Source organism: Actinoplanes sp. NPDC049118, assembly GCF_040648555.1.
In the GTDB taxonomy this organism is placed as follows: Bacteria; Actinomycetota; Actinomycetes; order Mycobacteriales; family Micromonosporaceae; genus Actinoplanes.
Genome location: NZ_JBEZDY010000012.1, coordinates 232,459 through 245,854 on the forward strand (window position 1 = coordinate 232,459; position 13,396 = coordinate 245,854).

The 13,396-nt window shown below is 68.6% G+C and carries 5 protein-coding genes; 4 read left to right on the top strand and 1 reads right to left on the bottom strand.

Annotated features, from left to right (window positions below; translation table 11 throughout):
* Positions 1-23 precede the first annotated feature (23 nt).
* Positions 24-4,583 carry a hypothetical protein gene (locus AB0B58_RS20940; protein ID WP_360225735.1) on the top strand — a complete coding sequence of 1,520 codons (4,560 nt, stop codon included), beginning with the start codon at positions 24-26 and terminating at the stop codon, positions 4,581-4,583.
* An 887-nt stretch (positions 4,584-5,470) separates the two neighbouring features.
* On the opposite strand, the gene AB0B58_RS20945 is transcribed toward AB0B58_RS20940, so the two are convergent.
* Positions 5,471-9,484: a putative Ig domain-containing protein gene (locus tag AB0B58_RS20945; RefSeq protein WP_360225738.1), complete on the bottom strand. Its 4,014-nt coding sequence runs from the start codon at positions 9,482-9,484 to the stop codon at positions 5,471-5,473.
* 745 nt (positions 9,485-10,229) lie between these two features.
* On the opposite strand from AB0B58_RS20945, the gene AB0B58_RS20950 reads away from it, so the two are divergent.
* The 3 genes from AB0B58_RS20950 to AB0B58_RS20960 all read left to right on the top strand — a co-directional run bounded on the left by AB0B58_RS20950 (position 10,230) and on the right by AB0B58_RS20960 (position 13,392).
* Entirely contained in the window at positions 10,230-11,183 is a 954-nt protein-coding gene (locus tag AB0B58_RS20950) for a phage distal tail protein (protein ID WP_360225741.1), read from the top strand.
* Positions 11,183-12,367, top strand: a complete 1,185-nt coding sequence (locus tag AB0B58_RS20955) for a siphovirus ReqiPepy6 Gp37-like family protein (RefSeq protein WP_360225744.1) — start codon at positions 11,183-11,185, stop codon at positions 12,365-12,367. The genes AB0B58_RS20950 and AB0B58_RS20955 overlap by 1 nt, the downstream gene beginning before the upstream one ends.
* Positions 12,368-12,495: 128 nt before the next feature.
* Positions 12,496-13,392, top strand: a complete 897-nt coding sequence (locus AB0B58_RS20960) for a hypothetical protein (protein ID WP_360225747.1) — start codon at positions 12,496-12,498, stop codon at positions 13,390-13,392.
* Positions 13,393-13,396: the final 4 nt, after the last annotated feature.

The window sequence follows — 13,396 nt, forward strand, 5'->3', positions numbered from 1 at the left end:
CGTTGCGGCAGCTGGGGGCGGTGATGGCCTACCACGCGGGCACCGCGTTTCTGCAGGTCGTACCGTCCTTCCGGTTCATCGACCGCGAGATCACCAAGGGCCTTGACGGGCTCGCGCGGCAGTTCGGCAAGAAGCTCGACGACACGCTGCCGGCCGGGCTCAGCCAGGCCGCGCAGCGCGCCGCCCGGACCGCCGGCCCGGACCTGCACCGCACCGGCGCCGGGCTGGCGGGCACCTTCGCGACGGCGTTCCACAAGCGAATCGAGGCGGCGTTTCGGGCGCTGCCCGAGGTGGAGCTCACCGCAGACTCCTCCGACGCCGACCGGGCCGTGCACGCGTTGCGCGACGAACTCGCCCGGCTGCACGACACGCGTATCGGTGTCGACATCGACGAGGTCGCGGCGATGGCCGCGATGCTGCGCCTCAAGGCCCTGCTGCAGGAGATCACCGACAGCAACACCTCGGTGGAGCTGAACGCCGACACCGACCGGGCCCGCCGCGAACTGCTCGGATTTTTCGACGACGTCAAGACCGAAGGCCAGCAGGCGGCCGACGCCGCGGCGAAGGCCGCAGCCGACGCCGCACGCAAAGCGGCGGAGAAGGCCGCCGCCGAGCAGCAGGCCGACGCGCGGCGCCGCGCACAGCAGGCCGCCGCCAACGCGGCCCGCGACGCGGAGCGGATCGCCAAGCAGGCCGCGGACGCGTTCGCCCGCACGTTCTCCGGCCAGACCCAGACCGCGATCCGCAACGCCATGCAGCGCCTTCCGGTGCTGGACATCCACGCGGACTCCACGGACGCGGAACTGACCATCGCGGGCATCCGCGGCCAGCTCGCCGCCCTCGCGGGCCGCCGGGTCGGCATCGACATCGACGAAACCGTGGCCCTGGCCGCGATCGCGCACCTGCGGGAACAGTTGCAGGAGCTGTCGCGGGCCGACGCCGACGTGCGGTTCCGCTTCGACGCGGCCGCCGGCGCCGCCGAACTCGCCGCCGTCGACCAGATGGTCGAGCACCTCGACGGGCAGGACGCGCACGTCGAGGTCGACGTCGACGCCGACCGGGGCCTGCGCTCCCTCGCGGGGCTCGGAGACGCGACCCAGGTCAACCTCGGCCGGCTCGGGCTGCTGATCGCCACCGGCGCCTCCTTGGGCACCGCCATCGTGCCGGCCGCCGCCGCGGCGAGCACGGCGATCGGGTTCATCGGCACCGCCGCCGCCGCGTCCACGATCGCCGTCGGGGTTCTCGCGCTCGGCTTCTCCGGGATCGGCGACGCGGTCTCCGCGCTCCTCAAGGCCGACGACGACGCCGGCTCGTCGGCGGCGTCGCTGTCACGGGCGCAGTCCCAGGTGGCCGGCGCCGTCGACGCCGTATCCACCGCCGAACGCGGCCTGGCCGCAGTGCGGGCCAGCAACGCCGAAGCGCAGCGCCGCGCGGCCCGCGACCTCGAAGAAGCTGAGATCAACCTGGCCCGCACGCTGCTGGTCCACAAACGCGCCCTCCAGGACCTGACCGCGGCCCGCGAGGAAGCCCGCCGCCAGGCCCGCCGCGAACTCGAAGACCTGACCATGGCGATCGAGGAAAACGCGCTGCGGCAGCGCCAGGCGACCATCGATGTCGCTGACGCCAAGGCCGCGCTGGACCGCCTGATCGCGAACCCCCTGGCCACCAAGGAGGAACGCGAGCAGGCCCGCATCACCTACGAACAGGCGCTGCTGCAGCAGAAGCAACTCGGCGTGCAGCAGAACCGCCTCGCCGAGGAACGCAAAGCCGCGGCGAAGGCGCAGGTCGACAGCTCCGACCGGGTCCGGGCCGCCCAGGAGCGCGTGGCGGACTCGGCTGAGCGGGTGGCGGCCGCGCAACGTGGCGTGGCCGATGAGGTCGCGGCGCAGACCAGCCAGCAGCGGCAAGCCGCGAACGCCCTCGCCGGGGCGCAGCAGCAGCTCATCTCCTCGCAACGCGCCCTGGCCCGCGCGTACACCAGCGCCGGGGTGGCCGGCGGCGCCGCCATGGACAACGTCCAGACCGCGATGGGCAAGCTGTCACCGACCGGCCGCGAGTTCGCCCGTTTCGTGTTCGGGCTGCGCGACGAGTTCTACCAGCTGCGCTCGGCGGCGTCCGACGGGCTGCTGTCCGGTCTGCAGACCGCGATCACCGCGGTGCTGCCGGCCCTGCCGCGGGTGATCACGTTCGTCGGTCAGGTGTCCGACGCGCTGGGCGCGCTCGCCCGTAGGGCGGTCGACGAGCTCAAGGATCCGACGTGGCGGCGGCTGTTCTCCTACATCGAGACGACGGCCGTGCCGACGATCGAACAGCTGTTCACCGCCGGATCGAACATCGCCCGGGGGATGGCCGGCCTGTTTATGGCGTTCACCCCGCTGACCGGCGAGGTCTCCGACGGGCTGCTCGACATCACCCAGCGGTTCGCGGACTGGGCCACCACCCTGGACACCAACCAGGGATTCCAACGGTTCCTCGCCTACGCGCGGGAGAACGCGCCGCCGGTCCTGGACCTGCTCAAGCAGCTCGCGATCACCGGGATCCGGTTCGTCGAGGCGGCCGCGCCGATCGGCTCCGCCGTCGTCGACGGATTCACCATGTTGTTCGAGTGGATCAACAAGATTCCGATCGACACCCTCGAGGTCCTGGTCGGGGCCATCGCCGGTGCCGCCGCCGGGATCGCGGTACTCGCCGCGGTCACCTCGGCGATCTCGCTCGGGTGGGCCGGCGCGATCGTCGCCGGGGTCGCCGCGATCGCCGCCGGCGTGATCGCGCTGTACCAGTCGGTCGAGCCGTTCCGCACGCTGGTCGATCAGGTCGTGCAGCTGTACGCGGACGGGCTGACCTGGCTGTGGCAGCAGATCCTGGCCCCCACGTTCGCCGCGATCGGCGACGCCGCGGCGTTCCTGTGGACGAACTTCCTGTATCCGCTGTCGCAGGTCTTCGCGACCCAGTTCGCGATCATCGGGCAGGCCGTCTCCGGGTTCTGGTCCACGATCGGCCGGCCGATCTTCTCCGCGATCAGCTGGTGGATCACCAAGATCGTCGGACCGGCGCTGAGCTGGCTGTACTCGGCGATCGTGAAACCCGCCTTCGAGGCCATCGGAGTCGCGTTCAAGGTCGCCGGTGCCGCGTTCCAGGTCCTGGCCGGGATCGTCCAGATCGGAGCGAAGGCGCTCGCGTTCGTTTTCGGCCAACTCTGGACTGCCGGGGTCAAGCCGGTCTGGGACCGGATCCGCCCGTTTTTCGACTACCTGCGTGACGTGATCGCCGTGCACGTGGCTCCGCGGTTCAAGCAGGGTCTGGCGGTACTGGCGACCGCGTTCGCGCTGCTGGTCAACGCGGCGAAAACGCCGATCCGCTTCATCGTGGAAACGGTCTTGAACGATGGGTTGCTGAAGGGCTACAACACCCTGGCGAAGGCGTTTCACGTCAAGCCCGACGACGTACGGATCGACCTGCCGGCAAGCTGGAACGACAAGCTGCCCCCGGTGAAGTTCGCCGACGGTGGCATCCTGCCCGGCTACACCCCTGGCCGCGATGTCCACCGGTTCGTCTCGGCCACCGGCGGCATGCTGGACCTGTCCGGCGGCGAGGCGATCCTGCGCCCCGAAGGCACCGCCGCGCTCGGCACCGGCTGGGTCGACGGCATCAACCGGGCAGCCCGCACCGGCGGCGTCGCGGGAGTGCAGGACTACCTGGCCACCCACGCCACCACACCCGGCCCTGGCGGGCCGGGTGCCGGTGACGGGTTCGGGGACCTGCTCAGCAAGGTCCGCAAGCAGGCCGGCGACGCACTCACCGGCCTCAAGGACGTCCTGACCGACCCGGCCGGAGTACTGCGCCGCGTCACCCACGACCTGCTCAACCTGGTCCCCGGCCGCACCAGCATGATCGGCCGGGCGGTCACCGCCGTCCCGGCCCGGCTGCTGGACGCGGTCATCGACCGAGTGAAGCGGCTGTTCACCGGCGACGGCCCCCACTGGTCCAGCCGCGGCGGGATCGGTTCCGCGCAGATGATGCGGATCCTGCACGGCCCGTTCCCCGGTCTGCCGCTGATCAGCGGCTACCGGCCCGGGGCGATCACCGTGACCGGCAACCGCTCCTACCACGGGATGGACGCCGCGAACGGCGAGCACGGCCGGGCCGTCGACGTGCCCCCGCTGATGCGGGTCTTCGACTGGATCCACGACGCGTTCCCCGACTCGCGGGAGCTGATCTTCACCCCGGCCGGGCGGCGGCAGATCCACAACGGCGAACCGCACGTCTACAGCGGGGCCGTCGCCGCCAACCACTACAACCACGTGCACTGGGCACTGCGCGACGGCGGCATCCTGCCCGCCCTGTACGACGACGGCGGGTACCTGCCGCCGGGATTGTCGGTGGTCGCCAACGGCACCGGCCGGCCCGAACCGGTCCTCACCGACAGCCAATGGAAACAGCTCAGCGCAGGCAACCAGCACGCCGAGCCCCGGACCGGTGCGCAGTACCTGTTCCAGTTCCGCGACTCGACGCTGACCCCGGCCCGGTTGCGGGCGTTGCAGGATCGCGAGGACGCTCTGAACCGCGTCTACCGATCCCGCTGAACCGGCCGCGTGTGTGTCCCGACCTCGTGTCACCCAGGCCGGGCACGCTCGCACGCCTCATTGGCGCCCGCCTCCCCTGCCAACCCATTTCCGCAACCGAAACGCCGCCGCGGAATAGGCCGTGACAGAGCAGCACTAGGCACCCGGAGCGCCAAGGGCAAGTGCGTGCGACACGAGGTAGCCCGCAACGGGAATCGCAATTCCCAGAACAATATACAATACGTAACGGCGCCTTGTTGTGAGGCAGCGAACGAGCAGCAATATGCCAATTGCGGCGCTAACGGGAGCTGCCCCAATAGCGGTCAGCCTCCCGACGGTGGTGCAGACTGCCGCATCGGAATAAGTGCAACGTTCTGTCGAAGCGTAGATGAGAAGCGCCAACAGAAGAGTAAACATCTGCCATAACGTCATGGCAGCCAGCGCTATCCAAGCTGCGACTCGGAGAGCCTTCCGGCGGAGATCGGCCACATTCAACATCGTACGCCACGTCCCTCTGTCAGGAGTAATGTTTAGGTGACGACTACAGCTCGCTGCTTCTTGCCGTCAGCGCTCGTCCCACGCCGGAGTTGGTGACGGGTGCGGCGGGGTCTGCCCCCGCGGCAGCTATGCGAACGGCCGGGGTGTTTGCGCCCGGCTCTCTCAGAACCGGGCATATACCTCTCGATTCGCCTGGCCTCACCGTTCAGCCGTTCACGTCTTCGGTGCTCTGATGGCAGGAACAGTTGCGGCGCTCGCGTAGCGATGCCCGCGAGAATCTTCATGCCCGGTTCCGAGCGACCGGGGGTGAGACTCTCCGTTGCCGGGTCCACCCGCCACATGGGTAGGGGGCAATACGAGAAGTACCAGGCCCGCCAGTCGCGGACCTGGTACTCGTTCCTCACCCTACGTCAGGAAATACTCGGCGGCGCATCGCCGTGTTCCAGGCTGACATCGGTGTACCGGCCCGCAATTACCTTGGCCTGGTTCTTCAAGCTCGTTGAGCCAGGCGTCCAGTAGTCGCTGTGTCCGGAGGTGTCGACGACGTACCGGTTGGCGCCGAAAGACTCAACGTGCGGGCTGATGTCGTGGACCCACGCGATGGCACCCCAACCGCTCACCGCCACCGGGTCGTTCCAGGCGGCACCGGCCCACACGTGTTTCGGGTCGATCATCAGTTCCCAGGCATTGTGGACGTGCATGCCGGGGCTGCCGGCCACCAAGATGTCGTCGGCGCGCAGGTTCCCGCTGCGGGCGGCTTCACCAACCACCGTGGATCCGTAGGAGTGGCCTGAGACCGTGAGGTGGTAGGCGCCTGAGCTGTGGGCCAGTCGTAACCCGTCGACGAACCTGGTCAACGGTTCCGCACCCTCTTCCGCGCGGTGGTAGAGGGCCACGGAGACAGTGCCTCCAATGGAACCGAGGTCAGGGGCATCGTATCCGAGCCACATGATCGTGGAGACATCGTTCGCCGCGGGAGTAATGAGATCGGCGCTGTCCTTGAGGTTGATGATGCGATAGAGGTTGGATTCTGGATCGGTTTGCAGTGAGCTGTCGATGGTCGTAGTGAAGCCGGGAACCCATACTGCGGCATGGCGGGCCTTGTCCGGGTCTTGGTCCGCGATGATGATCTTGCCATCGTCTTCCAGGTCTATACCGAGTAGGAACCCGGTATCACCTCGGTCCGACAGCATAGTCAGTGCGGCGAAGGTCCTTTCGATCCGGTTCAGTTTCACGTCGATGGCGCTCACCTGGTCCTGCCGCGCCGGATTATCGATGTATGTGGCTTTCTCTGCGGTCAATGAGTGGCGAAGATCCATGAGGTACTGCCTGTTGGCCTTGTCCCGGACGGCGGCCGGAAGCCCGTCGAGATGCCGCACCCGTTGTGGGTAGGTCTGGAGTGCGTATTCCCGCTGCCGGCCGTTGAGGAGGGCCCACCACAGGGAGATGCTCGACGGGGTCGCGTCTGCCGAAGGGATCTCGGATTCGTTGATGTCGCTGCGGGGAATGAGAGGACGGTCTCCGCCGCGCCAAGTCGCTCCGTCGACGTTCTGCCATTCGATTCCGCCGGCCAGGGAGGTGACGGCCGATGCAACCAGTTCGGTTCCGCAGTCAGGGCCTTGTAGCGTGCACGCGAATGTCGTGTCGTAGTTGATGGTGACCTGTACGGGGTGTGTCGGATCGAACGGGCGGTAATTGATGAGTGTGCCTGGCGAGGGCAAGCTCCCGATACACCGGAAGACCGGCGGGGCGTCTGGACGCCAGGCGGGCCGGTAGTACTCTTCCCCGTTCTCGTCGGTGTATGGGTATTCGGGCGAGATGTTCATCTGGGAGAGGTCGCCGCTCGGGCTGACGACTTTGCATCCGGTGGTGAGTTTCGCCGAGGTTGTCGCATCGAACGCGGCAATCCGGTAGTAGCTCGGGCTGTAGGTATCGTTCCCCGGGCTCCGGTTGGTCACCATGTGGATTTCCCACCTGCCGCCCGTGCTGTTACCGATGACGTACGGGACCGCCTTGACCCACCAGGGACCGAAGTCGATCGGGCCGACGTTGATGGAGCTCTTCCGCTCGCGGACGCCGTTTGTGTAGGTGGAGTATCCGACGGTGATGTGGTGGGCTGCCCGGTCGGCTGTCACGGTGGTGTCGCACTGATGGCCGGATGCACACGAGGCGAGGATCTCGCCAGTGGTGACGTCTTCGATCTCGAGGTACAACGTGCTGGTCGTCAGATACGTCAGCGCGTAGGCATGGATTTCGACGTGGTCGACAGCGCCGCTGCTGGGATATTCCAGGTTGTAGCCCAGATCCCTTTTCAGCCACTGGGGGTTGTACGGGGCCGGGTGCGAGAAGTCGAAAGAGTCCGGCAGGCTGGTGGCTTGGATGGCGGTGCCGTCCGAGGTGGCGAGGCGGGCTGTGAATGTATGGATGCCTGTAGCTTTGTAGGGCAGGCGGGCTGTCCAGTCTCCGTTGGTCTGCTGCGCAGCGAAGACCTGTCCGGTGGTGACGTCCAGGATCTGCACCGAGTAGCTACCCACGTCGTAGGCGCTGATCGAGAACCAGTCTCCGTCAGAGCCATATGTACCGGTGCGTATGGCGATGCGCCGGTCGACGCGGACGCCGTTGTCGAGGCTGCTGGTGCGGCCTGCGGTGTCGGTCGCCGTGACGGTGACAGGGATCCAGGCGTCATCCTGGCCGATGTCATCCGGGGTGCCGGTGATGAGGCCTGTGGTCGTGTCCAGACGTAGCCCGGCCGGAAGGCCGGTGACTGACCAGGTATATGTTCCGGAGCCGCCTGATGCTTCCAACGCCACGTGGGTGTTGACGCCGACGACGGCGAACATGTTGGTGGAGGCGATCGTGATCGGTGTGGCGATCTGCCAGCTGAACGTGGTGTCGCCGGTGTTTCCGGAGGCGTCCCTGGCCGTCACCTTGCTGGTGTAGGCGGTGGTGCTGGTCGGCGTCCCGGTGATGGCTCCGGTGGAGGTGTTGATGGTCAGCCCGGCGGGTAGGCCGGTGGCGGACCACGTGTAGGGCGCCTTCCCGCCGGCTACGGTCATCGAAAGCGCGAGAGGGGTGCCTTTCGTGCCCTTCTGAATGCCGGGGTTGCTGACCGCGAGAGCGATGACCCAGCTGAATGACACGGTGTTCGTGCGGCTGGCGGCGTCGGTGACGGTCACCGCGGTGGTGGAGGTGCCGACCGTGGTTGGGATGCCGGTGATGGCTCCGGTGTTCGTGTTGATGGTCAGTCCGGCGGGCAGGCCGGTCGCCGACCACCGGTACGGAGCGGTGCCGCCGATCCTGTCCAGCGTGAGCGAGGTGCTCTGGCCCACGGGGGTGCGCTGGTTACCAGGGCTGGTCACCGTCGGTACCGAGCCGATGGTCCACACGAAGGTGGCGCTGCTGGCCCGCTTCGCAGCATCGGTGACGGTCACGGTCACGTTCGTTTCACCGGCCGAGGTGGGCTTGCCGGTGATGGCCCCGGTTGATGCGTTGATGGCCAGTCCGGCGGGCAGGCCGGTGGCCGACCACGTGTAGGGGGTGGTCCCACCCGAGACGGTCAACGTCTTCGAGATCGTCGTGCCGACGGTGCCGGTCTGCGGTCCCGGGTTGGTCAGAGTGGGTGCCGACGCGGTGGTGAACGTGAACGACACGGTGCCGGTGCGCTTGGCCGCGTCGGTCGCGGTGACCGCCGTTGTGGTGGTGGTGGTGGCACTCGTGGGCGTTCCCGAGATTGCACCGGTAGAGCCGTTGATCGTCAGCCCGGCGGGCAGACCGGTCGCCGACCACGTGTAGGGGCTGGTCCCCCCACCGGCGGTCATGGTCTTGGAGAAGGACGTACCGATGGTGGCCTGTTGGGTGCCCGGGTTCGTCACCGTCAGCGCGGTGGCCACATCCCAGTTGTAGGAAGCCTTGCCGGCGATCTTGTTTGCCGCCGTGGCGGTGACCGTGGTGGCGAACTTGCCCGTCTGTGACGGTGTCCCGGTGATCGCGCCGGTCGAGGCGTTGATGGACAGTCCGGTCGGCAGGCCGGTAGCGGACCAGGTGTACGGCTTGGTGCCGCCGGTCGCCGCACTCGTTACCGACACGGCGGTGTTGACCGTGCTCGCCCGGTCGCCGGGGTTCGCAACCGTTGGTGCGGTTCCCGTGGTCCAGGTGAAGGAGACGGTGCCGGCGAGCTTCGCGGCATCGGTCGCGGTCACTTTCGTCGCGTAGCTACCGGTCGCCGAAGGGCTGCCGCTGATGACACCGGTCGTCTTGTTGATGGTCAGGCCGGCCGGCAGGGTGGTGGCCGTCCAAGACAACGGGGCGGTACCACCAGTCGCCTTGATCGTCAGACTCACGGCGCTACCTACACCGCTGGCCTGGTTGCCAGGGCTGGTGACGACCGGAGCTGCCGCCGCGACGGCGGGCGCGCTGACGAACATCTGTGTTGAGGTGGTAACCGCACAGACAAAAGCGACGGCTGACAGCCGTCGCTTTGAGAAGGAAGCACCTGACCCGCCACGTCGAGAGCCGCTCGGCGGCGCGTGACGGGTGAGGAATTGGCGTATAAATCGGGACATCACAGAAATATAGGTAGCAGTTGGGTTGCAGACCATACGACGTGGAAGTCGATACTTCTGGTCACTGGCTGCCGCTAATTGACCTCGAATCGCTTATGCTCCGCCGTTCGGACGATGCGCCGACGGAAGCCAACACCAGCCGACTCAGAACTTTCCACGTGCACCACAGAAGGTCGACCTCGCTTCACCCGGGCGGCCAACTCGTCAAAGGCCGGCAGCATGGCAGGACCGGTGGCGTCAACCGTTCCGTCAGTTTGACGCGGACTGCGTGCACCTGCGCCAGCCTCCCCTTTCGCAGCGGCCGAGTTGAGCTGGCCCCACCGACAGCGGCATGTCGCAACGGAATCCAACGGTTTCAGGGCCGATGCGCTTCCGTGTCCGCGGCGCATTTAGCTCCACGAACTCCACGGCGGCCGCCGCGTCCGACGCGGCATCGCGGTCGACTCTGGGGTCACCTCGCAGGGGCCGCCCTCGCAGGACTTCCCGTGGGGACATGCTCCTTCTGGCCGACAGCGACCCCGACTTGCGCCTGGCCCTCCGGCTGGCCACGGGGAGTAACCCTCACGCCTCGGTTCCGGTCCGCAGACCCAGGGCGAGGGGGGATGCGATGCCGCTGTCCGTCGGCGCGAACCTTGTCGCCGGTCCCGAAGTCCCGTCCGTTGACGACCTCGAGGTGTGGTCGGAGGACATCGGCACGATCGACGCGACCTGGACCGACCCGGACGGTCAGGTCTGGCAGCTGTCGAACACCGACGATGAGCTCGGGTACTTCACCACTGATCAGATCGCCGGATGGGGCGCGACCCCGGTCGAGCTCGTCACCGATCCGCTGTCGCGCGGCGGGGAAGAGGTCCGCTTTGTCCGCGCGCAGCCGCGCCGGATCACCTGGCCGCTGCACATCCACGGCGATACCCACCTGCAGTTCCTGACCCGGTACCGGAACCTGATGCGCGCGTTCACGATGACCACGCATCGGCGGGCGCCGGGGATTCTGCGGGTCGCGCGCCCGGACGGCGAGGACAACGCGCGCGAGATCGAGTGCTGGTACGAGGACGGCTTCCGGGGCGAACCGGGCCAGAACTGGGTGTCCGCGACCCCGGTCCTGACGTTGATGGCGCCGGACGGCTACTGGCGGGCCACCCAGCCGCTGACCTACCGCTACGACTACTCGCCTGGGCGGCCGTTCCTGCGCCCGTACCCGTCGCTGTCGACGTCACGGGTCCTCGGCGACATGACCATCGACAACCCCGGCGACGTCGACGCCTGGCCGACCTGGCAACTCACCGGCCCGGCGAGCGCGTTCACCGCCACCAACCCAGGCGCTGGCGGCGGCTTCACCCTCACCTACCCCCTCGCCGCAGGGCAGACGGTCACGATCACCACGAACCGGCCGACGGTGCGCGGCCCGGCGGGGGAGCCCCTGGCCGGGGCGTTGTCGTGGCCGCGCGCGCTGCTGTGGCCGCTGCGCCCCGGGCCGAATCCGGTCAACCTGTCGGTCGCCGGAGCCGGCACCGGCACCACGCTCACGCTCTCCTTCCGTCCCCGCTTCGAGGGGGCGTAATGCAGTACACGCTGCTGGTCACCGACCGGAACCTGACCATCGTCGGTGACCCGATCGTCTGCTGGACGAGCATCGACGTCAGCCTGCGGTTCAACCAGCCCGGCAGCGGACAGGCCGTCATGCCCGGCAGCCCGTGGATCCGCGAGCAGATGCAGACCGGCAACCGTGTCGTGGTCATCCGCGGCCCCGACCCCGCGGTGGACTACCCGGGCCGGGTGCTGCTGGCCGGGCCGATCGAGGAGCGGCTGTACGAGCGCTCCGACGACGGCGCCAACGGCGGCGACGGCAAGCTGACGGTCACGTTCGCCGACGACCTGGCCTGGATCGCCGGGCGCATCACCTACCCCAACCCGGGCAAAGCCCCGGACCAGCAGGACGTCGAGGCGTGGACGTTCACGGGCAACGCCGAACAGGCGATGCGCACGCTCGTCGACCTCAACGCCGGACCCCGCGCCCTGCCCGAGCGGCGGGTGCCGCAGCTGGTCCTCGGCGCGACGGCGGGGATCGGCTCCACCGTCACGGTCAAGACCCGCCTCGAGGTCGTGACCGACGTGCTGCGCACCACCGCCGCCAGCGGCGGGGATCTCGGCTTCCGGACCCGGCAGGACGACCGGCAGATCCTGTTCGAGGTGTACCGGCCCGACGACCGCTCCGCCGAGGTCCGGTATTCGTTCGATCTCGGCAACGTGAAGTACGTCGGCTACACCGTCGAGTCGTCGAAGGTCAGCGCCGCGATCGTCGGCGGGCAGGGCGCCGGAGCCGACCGGTTCGTCCTCGAACGCACCGACCCCGCCTCCGTCGCCGCGTGGGGACGCGTCGAAACCCTGGTCAGCAGGCCGGGTAACGACGCCGTCGCGGAGCTGCAGAAGGCCGGCGACGAAGCCCTGGCCGAAGGCGGCCAGTCCGCCCGGCTCGCGGCGACCACGATGGACACCCCGACGCAGCGCTACGGCGTGCACTACGACGTCGGCAGCACCGTCGCGATGGAGTTGTGGCCCGGCGAGGTCGTCACCGACCGGGTCCAGACGGTGCATCTGCAGGCGTACGCGACCGCCGGTGAGGTGGTCACCTCGACCATCGGGTCGCAGGCCGCCTCCTACGACCCGGCCTGGGTCATACGCCTTCGCGACATCGACAGCCGCGTCGGTCGCCTCGAACGCACGGTGCAACCCGCCCGGCCCTGACCGGCTGGTCGCCGCCGCCGCGACCTGGCGGAGCCCCTCACTCCCTTGTAAAGGCCGGTCCGGCGCTCCCGGACCAGGCCGTCCCGATCGTGCGCCGCCCGGCCCCGGGCGGTGCTGGAGGCACCCGCATGGCAGAAGAATCCCCGCTCTCCGCGACCGGCAACCTGACCGAGGCGCAGTACGAGGCAATGGCGCACCCGCAGGCCCCCGACGGGCTGATCGGCCACCCCAGCGACGCACCGCCGGTCAGCGTGTCCGGCGGGCAGATCATCATCCGGGCCAGCCTCACCGGGCTGTTGCGCGGGTTTCCATGGGCGAGCGGCCTGACCCCGATCGTCTACACGCCGAGCCTGTCCGGCCCGGCACGCGTCGACCTGGTCGTGCTGCGCCTGTTCCGCGACGACGGCTACCGCGTCGGAACCGCCGTGCGCACCGGAACAGCGGCCACCGCCCCGGCACCGTTCGTCGGCACCGGCCCCACGGACTGGTACGAAATCCCCCTGGCCGAGGTCCGCGTCGCAGGCGGCGTCCTCACGTTGCTGACCACCCGCGCCTGGTACCTCGGCGACGACGGCCAGATCCTCTGCAAGTCCACCTCACGCCCACCGCACGCCCCCGGCCGGCAGATCCGCGAGACCGACACCGGCCGCAGCTACCAATCCAGCGGCACCGTGTGGACGGTCATGCAGGACGACGGCGGCACCTCGAGCCTTCCCCTCGCTGGCGGCTGGGTGAACGCCGTCAACCACTTGTACCGGGTCAACGGGATCGCGTTCCTGCAACTGTCCGCCCGGCGCACCGGCGGGAACATCGCCGTGTCCACCCCGCAGGCCACGGTCGGCACGCTGCCCGCCGGGTTCCGGCCCCGCGCCGACATCGAGACCATCGGCATCTCCAGCAGCTCCGGCGCACACATCGTCGTCCGGATCAAAGCCGCCGGTCCCGTGACCCTCGACTTCGTCGTGACCGGGCTGAACACCGGCCAGTACATCCAACTCGCCGCGGCCGCCTGGCCTGTCGCCTAGAAAG